The 15371-nt window shown below is 68.3% G+C and carries 14 protein-coding genes; 3 read left to right on the top strand and 11 right to left on the bottom strand.

The window, feature by feature from the left end:
- Both ACMZPQ_RS19390 and ACMZPQ_RS19385 read left to right on the top strand, forming a co-directional pair.
- Positions 1 to 961 (top strand): efflux RND transporter periplasmic adaptor subunit (locus tag ACMZPQ_RS19390; protein ID WP_495495857.1); only part of this gene is annotated, 961 nt, incomplete at its 5' end.
- A gap of 10 nt (positions 962 to 971) precedes the next feature.
- A complete protein-coding gene (locus ACMZPQ_RS19385) occupies positions 972 to 4181 on the top strand; it encodes an efflux RND transporter permease subunit (protein WP_197581865.1) in 3210 nt (1069 codons plus the stop codon).
- Positions 4182 to 4307: 126 nt separating this feature from the next.
- Here ACMZPQ_RS19385 and ACMZPQ_RS19380 read toward each other — a convergent pair whose 3' ends face one another.
- From ACMZPQ_RS19380 to ACMZPQ_RS19340, 9 genes are all read right to left on the bottom strand, one after another.
- On the bottom strand, positions 4308 to 6080 hold the full coding sequence (locus ACMZPQ_RS19380) for a DUF885 domain-containing protein (protein WP_197583811.1): 1773 nt from the start codon (positions 6078 to 6080) through the stop codon (positions 4308 to 4310).
- A 345-nt stretch (positions 6081 to 6425) separates the two neighbouring features.
- The gene (locus ACMZPQ_RS19375) at positions 6426 to 6773 is read right to left on the bottom strand and encodes a lipid-A-disaccharide synthase N-terminal domain-containing protein (protein WP_006476984.1); all 348 of its coding nucleotides are present in this window, start codon (positions 6771 to 6773) and stop codon (positions 6426 to 6428) included.
- Entirely contained in the window at positions 6773 to 7495 is a 723-nt protein-coding gene (locus tag ACMZPQ_RS19370) for a glycosyltransferase (RefSeq protein ID WP_197583813.1), read from the bottom strand. Before ACMZPQ_RS19370 ends, ACMZPQ_RS19375 begins: the two co-directional genes overlap by 1 nt.
- 89 nt (positions 7496 to 7584) lie before the next feature.
- A complete protein-coding gene (locus ACMZPQ_RS19365) occupies positions 7585 to 8550 on the bottom strand; it encodes an NAD-dependent epimerase/dehydratase family protein (RefSeq protein ID WP_197583814.1) in 966 nt (321 codons plus the stop codon).
- Positions 8551 to 8602: 52 nt separating this feature from the next.
- Entirely contained in the window at positions 8603 to 9334 is a 732-nt protein-coding gene (locus tag ACMZPQ_RS19360; protein WP_197583815.1) for a suppressor of fused domain protein, read from the bottom strand.
- 126 nt (positions 9335 to 9460) lie between these two features.
- On the bottom strand, positions 9461 to 10384 hold the full coding sequence (locus tag ACMZPQ_RS19355; RefSeq protein ID WP_008267278.1) for a ParB/RepB/Spo0J family partition protein: 924 nt from the start codon (positions 10382 to 10384) through the stop codon (positions 9461 to 9463).
- On the bottom strand, positions 10384 to 11181 hold the full coding sequence (locus tag ACMZPQ_RS19350; RefSeq protein ID WP_006476989.1) for a ParA family protein: 798 nt from the start codon (positions 11179 to 11181) through the stop codon (positions 10384 to 10386). The genes ACMZPQ_RS19355 and ACMZPQ_RS19350 overlap by 1 nt, the downstream gene beginning before the upstream one ends.
- A 113-nt stretch (positions 11182 to 11294) precedes the next feature.
- Positions 11295 to 11933, bottom strand: a complete 639-nt coding sequence (rsmG, locus tag ACMZPQ_RS19345) for a 16S rRNA (guanine(527)-N(7))-methyltransferase RsmG (protein ID WP_197583817.1) — start codon at positions 11931 to 11933, stop codon at positions 11295 to 11297.
- A 39-nt stretch (positions 11934 to 11972) separates the two neighbouring features.
- A complete protein-coding gene (locus tag ACMZPQ_RS19340) occupies positions 11973 to 12572 on the bottom strand; it encodes a 4'-phosphopantetheinyl transferase family protein (protein WP_197583820.1) in 600 nt (199 codons plus the stop codon).
- A gap of 84 nt (positions 12573 to 12656) precedes the next feature.
- On the opposite strand from ACMZPQ_RS19340, the gene ACMZPQ_RS19335 reads away from it, so the two are divergent.
- Positions 12657 to 12908: a GlsB/YeaQ/YmgE family stress response membrane protein gene (locus tag ACMZPQ_RS19335; RefSeq protein ID WP_005411656.1), complete on the top strand. Its 252-nt coding sequence runs from the start codon at positions 12657 to 12659 to the stop codon at positions 12906 to 12908.
- A gap of 72 nt (positions 12909 to 12980) precedes the next feature.
- Here the strand turns inward: ACMZPQ_RS19335 and xth are convergent, their stop codons facing one another.
- Both xth and ACMZPQ_RS19325 read right to left on the bottom strand, forming a co-directional pair.
- Positions 12981 to 13748, bottom strand: a complete 768-nt coding sequence (xth, locus tag ACMZPQ_RS19330) for an exodeoxyribonuclease III (RefSeq protein ID WP_197583822.1) — start codon at positions 13746 to 13748, stop codon at positions 12981 to 12983.
- Positions 13749 to 13903: 155 nt separating this feature from the next.
- On the bottom strand, positions 13904 to 15313 hold the full coding sequence (locus ACMZPQ_RS19325; RefSeq protein WP_312646717.1) for a coniferyl aldehyde dehydrogenase: 1410 nt from the start codon (positions 15311 to 15313) through the stop codon (positions 13904 to 13906).
- Between the last annotated feature and the right edge of the window lie 58 nt (positions 15314 to 15371).

Below are 15371 nucleotides of genomic sequence, written 5' to 3'. Positions count from 1 at the left end.
CGCCACTGACCACGATCGCCAGCGCCTGGTTCGGCTTCACCGCCTGTCCGGCCGGGTCGAACCGTCGGTAGGAGCACGCGCCTCGGTCGCCTCCACGGTGACCGGCCGCGTCGAACGCGTGCTGGTTGCGCCGGGCACGGCGGTGAAGCAGAACCAGGCGCTGGCGATCGTGGTCAGTGGCGAGGCCGCGGTGTTCCGCGCCAATGCGCTGGCCGCATCGGCCGAAGCCGAGGCCGCGCGCCTGGCCTATGGCCGCGACAAGGCGCTGGTCGACCAGGGCGTGGTCGCCCGCCAGGAGCTGGAAGCCTCGCGCGCCCGCTCGCTGGCGGCACAGGCCCAGGCGGCGGCCGCGCAGGCGCAGGCCGCCGCCAACGGTGCGCCCGATGCCAGTGGCCGCGTGCGCATCACCAGCCCGGTGGCCGGCATCGTCGGCAACGTGCAGGTCACCCCGGGTGGCGTGGTCGCCGCCGGCAGCGCGGTGGCCGACGTCGCCGATCCGGCGATGAACGAACTGGTATTCACCGCGCCGCCCGCGCTGGCCGCACAGGTCACGCCGGGCATGACGCTGGAAGTGAGCGTGCCGGGTGGCAGCTTCACCGCCACCGTTACCGGTTCGGCCGCCGATGTGCGCCAGCAGGGCGGCGTCGCGGTGATCCGTGCCACGCCGGTGAATGCCGCGCTGCCGCCGGCCGGTTCGCCGGTCTCGGCGGTGGTGGTCACCGAGGGCCAGGACGGTTCGCTCAGCGTGCCCGCCGATGCGGTGCAGAACGTTGATGGCAGCAGCGCGGTGTTCGTTGCCGTGGACGGCGGCTTCAAGGCACAGCCGGTGCTGGCCGGGCGTCGGGCCGGCGACCGCATCGAGATCCTCGGTGGCCTGACTGGCAGCGAGCGCATCGTCGGTGCCAATGCCTTCCTGCTCAAGGCCGAACTGGCCAAGGGCGAAGCCGAGCACGGCCACTGAGGAGGCGACCATGTTCAAGCTGATCATTGAAACAGCGGTGCGCCACCGCTGGCTGGTGGTGTTCCTGGCGGCGCTGATCGCTGCCGTGGGCCTGTTCCAGCTGGGCAAGCTGCCGATCGACGCGGTGCCGGACATCACCAACCGCCAGGTGCAGATCAACACGGTGGCACCGGCGCTGACCCCGGAGCAGATCGAGCGGCAGGTGACCTACCCGCTGGAAACCGCGCTGGCCGGCATTCCCGGCCTGACCACCACGCGTTCGCTGTCGCGCAATGGCTTCTCCCAGGTCACCGCGATCTTCACCGATGCGACCGACATCTACTTCGCCCGCCAGCAGGTGGCCGAACGCATGCGCGAGGCATCGGAAGACCTGCCCGATGGCGCGTCGCCGATGCTGTCGCCGGTCACCACCGGCCTCGGCGAGGTGCTGATGTGGACGGTGGACTTCACCACCTTCAATCCGGCCAAACTGGCCAAGCCCGGTGAAGCGGGCTGGCAGGCCGGTGAGGTCTACCGGACGCCGGAAGGCAACCTGCTGCGCACGCCCGAAGAACGTGCCACCTACCTGCGCACCGTGCAGGACTGGATCATCGCGCCGCAGATGCGCTCCAGCCCGGGGCTGGCCGGCGTCGATACGGTCGGCGGCTACGTCAAGGAATACGGCGTGCATCCGGACAGCGCCCGACTGGCCGCGCATGGCCTCGGCCTGGCCGATCTGGTCACCGCGTTGCAGCGCTCCAACGTGCAGGCCGGTGCCGGCTTCGTGCAGCGTGCTGGCGAAGGCCTGGTGGTGCGTGCCGATGGCCTGGCGCTGACCACCGAGGATCTGGCACAGGCCCCGGTGGCCACCCGCAACGGCGTGGTGGTGCGCGTGGCCGATGTGGCCGAAGTCGAACTGAGCCGCGCACCGCGCCTGGGTGCAGCCAGCCGCAACGGCCACGAGGCCGTGCTGGGCACCGCGCTGATGATTGCCGGTGGCAACAGCCGCACCGTGGCCCAGGCCGCGGCCGCGCGCCTGGAACAGGTCAACACATCGCTGCCGGCCGACATCGTGGCGGCACCGGTTCTGGACCGCAGCGTGCTGGTCAATTCCACCATCAAGACCGTGGCCAAGAACCTCACCGAGGGCGCGCTGCTGGTGGTGGTGGTGCTGTTCCTGCTGCTGGGCAACCTGCGTGCAGCGACGATCACCGCGCTGGTGATTCCGCTGTCGTTCCTGTTCGCGGTGATCGGCATGAACCGCTTCGGCATCAGCGGCAACCTGATGAGCCTGGGTGCACTGGACTTCGGCATCCTAGTGGACGGCGCGGTAATCGTGGTCGAATCGACCCTGCTGATGCTGGGCCAGCGCCGCACCGAACTGGGCCGCGCGCTGACCGCAATGGAACGCCTGCGCGTGGCCGCCGATTCGGCCATGAAGATGGCGCGCCCTGCGGCATTCGGCCAGTTGATCATCCTGCTGGTGTTCGCGCCGATCCTTACCCTGGAGGGCGTGGAGGGCAAAACGTTCCACCCGATGGCGGCCACCTTCATGCTGGCCCTGGTAGGTGCCTTCATCTTCTCCTTCACCTTCGTGCCGGCGATGGCCGCGCTGCTGGTGCGCGAGCCGAAAGTGAAGGACGGCGATGCGCATGCGAACGACGGTGAGCACGAGACGAAACTGATCCGCGTGCTGCGTGCGCGCATCGAGCCGGTGGTGCGCAAGGCCGTGGCGCATCCGCGCACGGTGCTGGCCGGTGCGGTGATGATGGTCGTGGTGGGCATCGGTTCGTTCTCGTTGCTGGGCCGCGAGTTCATGCCGACGCTGGACGAAGGCAACGTAGCGATGCAGGCCCTGCGCGTGCCGTCGACCTCGCTGGAGCAGTCGCTGGCGATGCAGCTGGCACTGGAAAAGGCGATTGCCAAGCAGCCGGAAGTAGAAACCGTGTTCTCGCGCACCGGTACCGCCGAGGCGGCCATCGACCCGATGCCGACCAACATCTCCGACAGCGTGTTCGTGCTGAAGCCACGCAAGGACTGGCCAGATCCGAAGTTGGGCAAGGATGTGCTGGTGTCGCGCTTCGAGAAGCTGGCCGGGCAGCAGCTGGGCAACAGCTTCGAGTTCAGCCAGCCGATCGAGCTGCGCTTCAACGAGCTGATTTCCGGCGTGCGTACCGACCTGGCAGTGATGATCTTCGGCGATGACTTCAGCCAGCTGCAGAAGGTGGCCGACCAGGTGGCGCTGAAGCTGCGTGCGGTGGATGGCGCGGCCGACGTGCGGGTGGAGCAGATCTCCGGCCTGCCCACGCTGAACGTGGCGATCGACCACGTGGCGGCGGCGCAGTACGGGCTGACCGCCGCGGACGTGAGTGATGCGCTGTCCACCGGCATCGGCGGTACTGCGGCCGGCAAGATCTTCGAAGGTGATCGACGCTTCAACGTGGTGGTGCGCCTGGACGATGCCTCGCGCAACGATCCGGACCAGCTGGCCTCGTTGCCGATCGCTACGCCGTCGGGGCTGGTGATTCCGCTGTCGTCGGTGGCGCGCATTACGGTAAGCGAAGGGCCGAACCAGATCAGCCGCAACAACGGCAGCCGCCGCGTGGTGGTGCAGGCCAACGTGCGCGGCCGTGACCTGGGTGGCTTCGTCGGCGAGGCACAGGCGGCGGTGGCCGACGTGGCGCTGCCGCCGGGCGCCTACCTGACCTGGGGTGGCCAGTTCGAGAACCTGCAGCGCGCCGAGAAGCGGCTGGCGACGGTGGTGCCGGTGGTGTTCCTGCTGATCGGCAGCCTGCTGTTCATGGCCCTGCGCAGCGGCAAGGAAGCCATTCTGGTGTTCAGCTGCGTGCCGCTGGCGCTGGTCGGCGGCATCCTCGCGCTGCTGCTGCGTGGCATGCCGTTCTCGGTGTCGGCGGCGGTCGGCTTCATCGCCGTCTCCGGCGTGGCCACCTTGAACGGGCTGGTGCTGATGCAGGCCATCCGCGAGCGCCTGGATGCCGGCGACCTGCCGCTGCAGGCAGCGATCAACGGCGCATCGAGCCGTATCCGCGCGGTGCTGACCACGGCGCTGGTGGCCATCGTCGGCTTCATTCCGATGGCCATTGCCAGCGGTTCCGGTGCGGAGGTGCAGAAGCCGCTGGCCACGGTGGTGATCGGCGGCCTGATCACCGCCACCGTGCTGACCCTGCTGGTGCTGCCGACCTTCGCCGCGCGCGTGGCCAAGCCGCGGGCGGTGGGGTGAAACATGACGGGGTCGGATCCTGCGATCCGACCCCGTTTCCCGGTAGTGCCGGCCGCTGGCCGGCAATGTCGAACGATTGCGGTGCGGGCAGGTTGCCGGCCAGCGGCCGGCACTACCTTGGAGCGGTCAGGCCTTCTTGCGTTCGGCGATGTAGGCCTGGATCTGCTGTTCCAGCACCGGCAGCGGCACCGAGCCCTGCTTGAGCAGGGTGTCGTGGAAGCCCTTGATGTCGAACTTGTCGCCCAGTTCCTTCTCGGCCTGCGCACGCAGGCGCACGATGGCGATCTCGCCCAGCTTGTAGCTCAGCGCCTGGCCCGGCCAGGAGATGTAGCGGTCCACTTCGGTGGTCACTTCATGCTCGCTCAGCGCGGTGTGGTCACGCAGGTAGGCCAGCGCCTGCTCGCGGGTCCAGCCCTTGCTGTGCACGCCGGTGTCGATCACCAGGCGCGCGGCACGCCACATCTCGTAGGTCAGGCGGCCGAAATCCTCATACGGGGTTTCGTAGATGCCCATCTCCACGCCCAGCTTCTCGCAGTACAGCGCCCAGCCTTCGCCATAGGCGGAGATGTAGGCGTTGCGGCGGAACTCCGGCAGGTTCTTCTGCTCGGCGGCGATGGCGCCCTGCAGCGCGTGGCCCGGATCGGACTCATGCAGGGTCAGCGCCGGCAGGTTGTACAGCGGGCGCGACGGCAGGTTGTAGGTGTTGAGCCAGTAGGTGCCCATGCCCCCGCGGCCGGCAGTCCAGAACGGTGCGATGTCCGGCGGCACCGGCACGATGGTGAAGCGCGCGCGCGGCAGCGTCATGTACTTGCCCAGCTGGCCGTCTGCGCGCTTGGAGATCCACGCCGCGCGCGACAGCAGCTCTTCCGGGGTCTTCGCGTAGAACTGCGGATCGGTGCGCAGGAAAGCCAGGAACTCGGCGAAGCTGCCCTTGAACTTCACCTGCTTGATGATGTCGTTCATCTCGCCCTGGATGCGGGCGACTTCGTCCAGGCCGATGCGGTGGATCTCGTCCGGCGACAGGTCGAGCGTGGTGTATTCGTGGATCTGCTGCTTGTAGTAGGCCTTGCCGTCGGGCATTGCTTCGGCGGCCAGCGTGGTGCGCGCCTGCGGCACGTACTCGTTGACGAAGAACTTGCGCAGCTGCTGGAACGCCGGCACCACCTTGCCACTGATCGCCGCGCGCGCCTGCGCCTGCAGCTTCGCCTGCTCGGCGGCCGGAATGCTGTTGGGCAGCTTCTTGAACGGCGCGTACAGCGGCGATCCGGTCGGGTCCTTCAGCTCGGCGACGGTGGCGATGGAGACCTCGCGGCCGTCGAGCACCGCACGCGGCACGCTGAAGCCACGCTTCAGGCCGGCGCGCATGTTCTCGGTCTGCTGCCCGAAGTAGCGCGGCACATCATTCAGCCGTGCGATGTAGTTCTGGTAGTCCTGCACGGTCTTCATCTCGCGCCGGGCCATGAAGGACAGGTTCGACCAGAACGAGGAGTCAGCGTTGAACGGCATTTCATAGCCGCGCAGGCGCACCTCTTCGGCCAGGTTGAACACCTGGTCGCGGTAGATCGCGTAGTTGACCTGGTTGTCGGGCGACAGGGTCTTCGGGTCGATCTTCTTCAATGCGGCCAGGGTCTCGTCCCAGACCTTCAGGCGCGCCTGCTGCGCGGCCGCGCCCACGTCGGGCATGCGGGTGGCGTTGGCCGGCGCGTCTTCGTCCTCGCTGGCCTCGCCGCCGCCTTGCTGGCGCCACTTCCATTCCTTCTCGTACAGCGCGCGGAAGGCGGCATCGGCGGGCGACTCGGTGGCCACGCTGGCGGGTGCGGCGGCGGCGGGCGGCGCGGCCAGGGCCACGGTGGGGACGGACAGGGCAATCAGCAGGGCAACGGCAAGACGGGTTTTCACGAGCACAGGTTCCCGGGAAGGCAGGACCCGATCATGGCACCCCCCACCGCTCGTGGCATGGGACGAAGGTCCTGCCTGGGCCGCAGGCCGGGGCCCCAGCGCCGAAGGCGCGTGGTAGAGCCGACTGGGTGGAGCCGACTGTTAGTCGGCTTGCTCTTCCGCCAAGCGAGGCAAAGCCCGCGCTCCGCGCGGAAGTCGACTGACAGTCGACTCTACCCACAGCAGGCAGGACCGGGAACCGGCCGCCGGGCATGTGGTAGATCCACGCCATGCGTGGATGCGCCGGGCCCGAATGCACATGTGCCGACCAAGGTCGGCACCCACCGGATGGGGGCCCCGGGCGCCTCAGTGGCTGGCCCTGTCCCGCTTCCAGCCCCGGTGCTTGATGTCCAGCTGCAGGCTGTACAGCGCGGTGAACGCTGGGAACAGGTTCTGCAGCACCCCCACCGAGTCCTGCTTGGCCGAGAACAGGAAGTAGCTCAGCGTCATCAGGCTGCCGACCACGCTCATGTACCAGAACAGGCGCGGGATGACCGGTTTGCCGGCGCGCTTGGAGGCGATGAACTGGACCAGCCAGCGGCCACCGAACATCAGCGCGCCGGTATAGCCGATCAGCTTCCAGCCAGTCACGTGCAGGCCGGTCCAGTACAGCCAGGTCAGCGGCTGGTCGAGCCAGTGCAGTGCCAGGCCCATCACCGCTCTTCCACCGCGGTGCGCTTGCTGCGGGTGATCAGCCAGGCCACGCCGCGCAGATCGCGGATGCCGACCAGCGCACGGCCCAGGTTGTTGTACTTGGACACGCCGGCGGTACGGTGGCGGTGGTTGACCGGCACGCTGGTGGTCTTCCAGCCGGCGCGCTGCATCAGCGCCGGCAGGTAGCGGTGCATGTGGTCGAAGTACGGCAGGTCGAGGAAGGCGTTGCGCTCGAACAGCTTGATGCCGCAGCCGGTATCGGGCGTGTCATCGCGCAGCATGCGCGCGCGGATGGCGTTGGCCCAGCGGCTGGCCCAGCGCTTGCTGCCGCTGTCCTGGCGGTTGACCCGCCAGCCGGCAAACAGCTTCACCTGCGCCTCGGCCGCATCGCGCGCGGCCAGCAGCTTGGGGATATCGGCCGGATCGTTCTGGCCATCGCCATCCAGGGTGGCGATCCAGGGCGACCGCGCATGCTTGACGCCGGTGCGCACGGCGGTGCTCTGCCCGCTCTGGTTCACATGGTGCAGCACGCGCAGTTCCGGCGTGGTGGCCTTCAGGCCCTGCAGGACCGCCAGGGTGTCATCGCGCGAGTGGTCATCGATGTAGATGATCTCGAACGGCACCCGGCCACGCAGCGCCGCGGTGATTTCGGTGACCAGCGGGGTGACATTGTCGCGCTCGTTGAACACCGGGACGACAACGGAAAGCTCGGGTTGGCTCATAAGGCACTCGGCCAAAGGGGGACAAAGACCGCGCATTCTCCGAAACCGAGGTTATCCGAAGATGAACCCGGCGGCGTGAGGATCCGTCCTCAGGCGCGGTCACCAAAGTACTCGCGGCACCATTCCACGACGGGTGGCAGTCCCGCTTCGATCGGGGTTGCCGCATCGAAGCCGAAGGCGTCATGTGCACGCCGGGTGTCGGCCATCGTGCGCACCATGTCACCGGGCTGCATGGGCTTGTAGACCTTCTGCGCGGGGCGGCCGGCGGCCTGCTCGATCACGCTGATGAAGCGCTCCAGCTCGACCGGCGTATGGTTGCCGAGGTTGAACACCCGGTGCGGCACCGGACCATCGGCCGGATGCGCGAGCGCGCCGAGAATACCGGCCACGATGTCGGAGACATGTGTGAAATCGCGCTGCATGCGGCCTTCGTTGAACACATCGATCGGCCGCCCGGCCAGCACCGCGCGTGAGAACAGCAGCGGCGCCATGTCCGGCCGGCCCCACGGGCCATACACGGTGAAGAAGCGCAGGCCGGTGGCGTGCAGGCCGTACAGCTGCGCGTAGGTGTAGGCCATCAGCTCGTTGGCGGCCTTGGTTGCCGCGTACAGCGAACGCGGCTGGTCCACGCGCTGGTCCTCGGAGAACGGCGGCGTGGCCGAATCGCCGTACACCGAACTGCTGGAGGCATACACCAGGTGCTGCACGCCACGGTGGCGGCACAGCTCCAGCATGTTGACGAAGCCGACCAGGTTGCTGTCGACGTAGGCGTGCGGGTTTTCCAGCGAATAGCGCACGCCGGCCTGTGCGGCCAGGTGGATCACCGCAGTCGGCTGCACTTCATCGAACAGCGCCGCCAGGCCTTCGCGATCGGTCAGGTCGAGCGTGCGCAGGTCCAGCGCCGGGCACAGCACGGCCACGCGGTCGCGCTTGATCTGCGGGTCGTAGTAGTCGTTGAAGTTGTCCAGGCCGACCACCGGCTGGCCCGCCTCCAGCAGCGCGCGGGCGGTGTAGGCACCGATGAAGCCGGCAGCGCCGGTGAGCAGGATGGTCATTGCAGTTGCCTGGAAATCCAATGAGTACAGGTGCAGAGGATACGCTGCGGGCTCAGAACAGCCCGAAACGCTTCTTGGCCACATTGCTGCGGCCGGGTTCGATCACGTCCTGGATGTTCTTCGCATCGAAGCGGTCGAGCAGTGCTTCGGCGCCCTTTTTCAGCTTCAGGTCCATCTCTTCCGGGTACAGCGGCATGAGGGTCATGAAGGCGATGGTCTTGCCATCCTCCAGCACCAGCTCGGCGAACGCTTCCGGCGTGGTGACCGGCGGCAGCACGATGGCACCGTCAAAGCCGACACCCGGCGCATAGGGCTCGCTGGGGTGACCATTGGGAATGGTGTGGCCGAAGCCCAGCCAGGTGTCGTATTCGTGCGGCAGCCGCGCCATGCCCTTCAGCAGGCGCACCGGCCAGTAGTTGCGCTCGTCCTCGAAGGCATCCTGGGTGATCGGCCAGTCGGCCGGCAGGGTCACCATCAGCTCCATGTAGCGCGGCACGTCCGCGTCCACCTCGGCCGGCACGGTCATCGGCAGGTCGCTCATGCCGGAGGTCACCAGCCGCAGGTACGGGAACTGCTCATTGGCCGGCACCACGTGCACGTCGATGTGCACCAGGTCGGAGATGATCTCGTGGAAGACGCCGGATACCGGGCCCAGATGGCGCTCGATGTGCGCGCCGATGGCCGCGATGTGTTCTTCGCCCTGGGCCGGCGTGAAGTCCTTCTGGCGGCTGTGCACCATGATCGGGCTGCCGCCCGGGCTGACGTCGTCGAATGCGTTGCTCATGTCCTGCTCCCTGGATGAGGCCACGGGCCAGAGGACAGTGCGAGCCCCGGCGCGCGCGGCGGTGCGTTCCCTGTCATTGACAGGACACGGCAGGAACGGGCCGCGTCCCCTGTCGCTGCGCCGGGCTCAGCCCTGGCGCGTGCGCAGCTTTTCCAGCACGCCGTCGAGCGTGTCCAGATCGGTGTAATGGATGATCAGCTTGCCCTTGCCACCGCGGCCATGGTTGATCGCCACCTTGGCCCCAAGCGCTTCGGACAGCTCGGTTTCCAGCGAGGCAATGTCGGCCTGCTGCACCTTCGGCGTGGCCACCGGGCGGTTGCTCGGCACCTTGCCGGCGGCGAAGGCCTGCGCGCGGCGCTCGACTTCGCGCACCGACCAGCCTTCGTCGGCCGCTTCCTGCGCCAGCTTGCCGGCCAGCTCGGGGGCCAGGGTCAGCAGCGCGCGGGCGTGGCCCATTTCCAGGCGGCGGGTTTCCAGCAGCAGGCGGATCGCCACCGGCAGCTCCAGCAGTCGCAGCAGGTTGGACACCGCCGCGCGGGAGCGGCCGACGGCCTCGGCGGCCTCGGCATGGGTCAGGGTGAATTCGCTGATGAGGCGTTGCAGCGCTTCGGCTTCTTCCAGCGGGTTGAGGTCTTCGCGCTGGATGTTCTCGATCAGCGCCATCGCGATGACGGTGCGGTCTTCCAGCTCGCGCACCACCACCGGCACTTCGTCCAGGCCGGCCAGCTGCGAGGCGCGCCAGCGGCGTTCACCGGCAACAATTTCGTAGTTGCCTGCCGGCAGCTGGCGCACCAGGATCGGCTGGATCACGCCCTGCGACTTGATCGAGTCGGCCAGCTCGGACAGCTTGCCCTCGTCCATCTCGCGGCGCGGCTGGTACTTGCCCGGTTGCAGCTGGCCCACGGCCAGCTTGCGCAGCACTTCGCCCGGCAGCGGCTCGATCACCGCGGTGGTGGCCTGCACCTGGCTGACCGCCCCCTTCGGACCCAGCAGCGCATCCAGGCCACGGCCGAGGCCTCGCTTCTTGGCTGCCGGCTTGCTGCTGGTCATCAGACGGTCTCCACGGCCTTGGCGGCCTTGTTGCGTTCGTTGTTGCGGCGGATGATCTCGCCGGCCAGGCCCAGGTAGGCCACGCCACCGCGCGAGGCGCGGTCGTAGCCGACGATGCTCTGGCCATGGCTGGGTGCCTCGGCCAGGCGCACGTTGCGCGGCACGATGGTGCGGAACACGCGGTCGCCGAAGTGCTCGGTGAGCTCGGCCGACACCGCGTTGGCCAGGTTGTTGCGCACATCGAACATGGTGCGCAGCACGCCTTCGATCTCCAGCGCCGGGTTCAGGCTGGTGCGCAGCGCTTCGATGGTTTCCACCAGCGCGCTCAGGCCTTCCAGCGCGTAGTACTCGCACTGCATCGGCACGATCACCGAGTCGGCGGCGGCCAGCGCGTTGAGCGTCAGCAGCGACAGCGCCGGCGGGCAGTCGATCAGGATGTAGTCGTACTCGTCGCGGATCGGCGCCAGCGCGCGCTTCAGGCGCTGCTCGCGCTCGCTCTCACCCATCAGCTGGATCTCGGCGGCGGTCAGGTCGATGTTGCCGGGCAGCAGGTCGTAGCCCTCGGCGGCCTGCACGCGCACGTCGGCAGCACTGTTCTCGCCGAGCAGCAGATCGCAGGTGGAGGCGGCCAGCTCGCGCTTGTCCACGCCACTGCCCATGGTCGCGTTGCCCTGCGAGTCCAGATCGACCAGCAGCACGCGCTTGGGTGCGTTGGCCAGGGAAGCGGCCAGGTTGACGGCGGTCGTGGTCTTGCCGACGCCACCCTTCTGGTTGGCGATGGCGATGATGCGGGCCATGCGGGTGTGCCTCGTCGACGGATGGTTGGGACCGGTCATTATGCGTACAACCGGCCCCGGGCGGAAATCGTGAATCGCCAACCCGTTGTTCCACAAAGGGCTGGCGGCGGCAATCAGGGGCCTGTAACCGTGACCAGGTGGCGTTCGCCGGCCAGGCCGGGCACGCTCAGCGGGGTCACCTCACGCACTTGCCAGCCTTCCGGCAGGTCCGCGATCTCTTCATGCGGGTAGACGCCTTTCATGGCCAGCAACACGCCACCGGGGCGCAGCAGGTGGCCACCGACGCGGACGATGCCGGCCAGGGTGTCCATCGCGCGCGCGGTCAGCTGGTCGTAGCGGCCGGCCTCGTCCAGCGCCTCGGCGCGCGACTCGGCCACGCGGGCATTGCCCAGGCCCAGCTGGCGCACCGCCTCGCGCATGAAGCGTGCCTTCTTGCCGTTGCTCTCGACCAGGGTGACCTGCAGGCCCGGGCAGGCGATGGCCAGCGGGATGCCGGGCAGCCCAGGGCCGGTGCCGAGGTCGGCCAGGCTGCCATCGGCCACGAACGGCTGCATTGCCAGCGAGTCGAGCAGATGACGGGTGACCATCTCCTGCGGATCGCGGATGGCGGTGAGGTTGTAGGTGCCGTTCCAGCGGTGCAGCAGGGCCAGGTAGCGCAGCAGCGGCGGCGCCAGCGCGGCGTCCAGGCCCATGCTGGCCAGGCCCTGTTCCAGCGTGGCAGCCACGCTGGCGGGAAGTGGGTGTTCGCTCATGTCGGCATTATCGCCGGTTTTGCACGCTGAATCCCCGCTTCAGTGCGGATACCAGGCCAATGCCGCACGAAACTGGCCGGTGGCCTGCCATTCGTGCAGGTGCCAGCGCGCGGCCTCGCCCAGCGCCGGGTCGCACCAGCGCAGGTGCAGGGCGCCATCGGCCCCCGGCGCCAGCTGCAGGCGGTGCAGGCCGAACGAGATGCCCTGCCCGTGCGCCTTCAGCATCGCTTCCTTGGCGCACCACACGCGGAAGAACCAGTGCTCGCGGCCGGCCTCATCCAGCCCTTCCAGCCAGGCCACCTCGGCCGGATGGAAGAAGCGCTGCACGATTTCCAGGATGCGCGCGCGCGGGCGCAGCAGCTCCAGGTCCACGCCCAGGCGTACGCCCTCGCCCAGCGCCACCAGCAATACCTCGCCGCTGTGGCTCCAGCCGGTGCCGTAGTGGGCCAGCGCGCCGGTCAGTTCAGGCCGTCCCTTGGCGTCGCGCACCAGCGGCAGCGCCTCCGGTTCGGCCCCCAGTGCCTGCGCCAGCACCTGCCGGGCCTGCGGTTCGCCGCGGTGGCCCGGCACGTGCGGGCACCGCCAGACCGTCACCGGGCCGAAGCGCCACGGGCCGTCGAGCGTGGCTGGCAGGCTCATCCGCACGCGCCCATCACGTAATTGCACGACGGGTTCACGTCGCTGCGCGTCAACTGGTCACAGTTTTCCACCGGAGGTTCGATCATGGGCATCATCATCTGGCTGATCGTCGGCGGCATCGTAGGCTGGCTGGCCAGCATCATCATGAAGCGCGATGCCCAGCAGGGCATCATCCTCAACATCGTGGTCGGCATCGTCGGCGCGCTGATTTCCGGCTGGCTGTTCGGCGGCGGCATCAACGAAGCGATCACCATCCGTACGTTCCTGTTCTCGCTGATCGGTGCGGTGATCCTGCTGGCGATCGTCAACCTGTTCACCCGCAAGAGCATACGGTGATCTGAAGGTAGTACCGGCCGCTGGCCGGCACACGCATCACAAGGGGCCCGGCAATCGTCGGGCCCCGTTCGTTCAACCCAATTCCACCCACGCCGGCGCGTGATCGCTCGGGCGTTCCCAAGTACGCGGCTCGCGGTCGACGCCCGAGGCCACCGCGTTGCCCTTCAACGCGTCGGAGACCAGGGTCAGGTCGATGCGCAGGCCGAGGTTGCGGCGGAAGCCGGCGGCGCGGTAATCCCACCAGCTGAACACACCGGCTTCGTCGTTGTGCAGGCGGAAGCCATCGTGCAGGCCCAGCTGCAGCAGCTTGTTGAGCGCGCCGCGCTCGGCGGTGGAGGTCAGGATGTGGTTCTCGTTCCACACCTCCGGGTCGTGCACGTCGCGCGCATCCGGGGCGATGTTGAAGTCGCCCATCACGATCAGCTTCGGGTGCCGCTGCATTTCCTCGGCGATCCAGGCATGCACCGCTTCCAGCCAGCGCAGCTTGTACTCGTATTTGTCGGTGCCGATGTCCTGGCCGTTGACCACGTACAGGTTGATCACCCGCAGGTCGCCGAAGGTGCCGGCGATGACACGCTTCTGCTCGTCCTCGAAACCAGGAATGCCGATCTGCACGTCCTGCGCCGGCTCACGCGACAGCAGCGCCACGCCGTTGTAGGTCTTCTGGCCGGCGAACACGCTGCGGTAGCCCGCGGCGATCAGCGCCGAATCGGGGAACTTGTGGTCCTCCAACTTGGTTTCCTGGATACCGACGATGTCCGGGCCGAACGCCATGAGCCACTGCTCCAGGTGCGGCAGGCGGACATTGAGCGAATTGACGTTCCACGAGGCGATCTTCATGGGGCCATTCTACCCGGCCCGGGTTTGGTAGACGCCAACCTTGGTTCGCGCTTGGGGTTCACGCGTGCCAACCAGGGTTGGCACCTACCGGGTAGTGCCGGCCGCTGGCCGGCCACCCTCGGCAAGACCCTGCATCTGCCGGCCAGCGGCCGGCACTACCGCACGAGCAGCCTCAACAGGCCGGCAATCTTCGAATACGGCGGCCGCAGCCGGTCGCTGGCCGCCCAGCGCGACTGCCACAGCACCGGCAACCGCTTGCTCATCGCATCGAACCCGGCCCGGCCGTGGTACGCGCCCATGCCGCTGGCCCCTACCCCGCCGAACGGCAGGCCATCGGCGGCGAAGTGCAGCAGGGTGTCATTGACGGTCACTCCGCCGGCCACCACCTGGCCGAGGATGCGCTCCACCGTCGCTTTGTCATGGCTGAAGGGATACAGCGCCAGCGGCCGGTCGCGCGACAGCACGTCAACCAGCGCCGCATCGAGGTCCAGATAGGCGCGCACCGGCAGGATCGGCCCGAAGATCTCCTCGCGCATCAGCTCCAGGTCGTCCGGCGGGTCCAGCACCACGGCCGGCACCAGCAGGCGCTCGCGGTCGGCGCGCGCCTCATCCACCTGCGCCAGCGGAATGACCGGCACGCCGCGCTCACGCGCCTGCGCAAGATAGCCCTGCAGGCGCTGGTACTGGCCGTCGTTGATGATCCGCGTGTAGTCGTCGGCATCGCTGAAATCGCCGTAGCGCTCGCGTACCTGCTGCTGCAGCGCCTGCACGAACTCGCGCTGGCGCGCGGTATCGATCAGCACGTAATCCGGCGCGATGCAGGTCTGGCCTGCATTGAACCATTTGCCGGTGGCCAACCGCGCGGCGGCAGTGTCCAGCGGAAAATCGCGACAGACAATCGCCGGCGACTTGCCACCCAGTTCCAACGTGACCGGCACCAGATGCTCGGCGGCGGCCGCCATCACCTTGCGGCCGACCGCCGTCGAGCCGGTGAACAGCAGATGGTCCAGCGGCAGCGATGACACCGCCGCGGCCACGTCCGCCCCACCCTGTACCACCGCCACCCGATCAGGCGGGAACACGCTGGCCAGCAGATCGGCCAGGAACGCGCTGGTGCGTGGCGTGTGTTCGGAGGGTTTCAGCAGCACGTGGTTGCCGGCGGCGATGGCCGTTGCTAGCGGCACCAGTGCCAGGGTCACCGGGTAGTTCCAGGGCGAGATCACCCCGACCACGCCCAGCGGCGTCGGCCGCAGCTGCGCGCGCGCCGGCCACAGTTTCCAGCCAGCCGATGCGCGCTGCGGCTTCGACCAGCGCCGCAGGTGCCGACGCAGGTGATCGATGGCCGACAACACGCTCATGCCGTCAGCCAGTTTCGATTCAACGTGGGCGCGGTGGCCGAAGTCCTCGGCGATGGCTTGGGCCATTTCGTCCATGCGTGCTTTCAGCGCCTCGCGCAGGCGGCGCAGGTCGGCTTCGCGCTGGTCGAGCGCAGGGCGCTGGGCCTGCCAGGCGCTGCGCAGGGTGTGCAGGACGGCGGGGAGATCGGCGGGCGTGGTGGTGGTCATGGGCCGACTATACGGGGTGCTGCGCAACGCAATGGTAGTGCCGGCCAGCGGCCGGCAC

It is taken from the genome of Stenotrophomonas maltophilia, assembly GCF_047497515.2.
GTDB lineage: Bacteria > Pseudomonadota > Gammaproteobacteria > Xanthomonadales > Xanthomonadaceae > Stenotrophomonas.
Note: the sequence above shows the minus strand (reverse complement) of the source record. Positions and strands in the feature narration are given on the sequence as shown.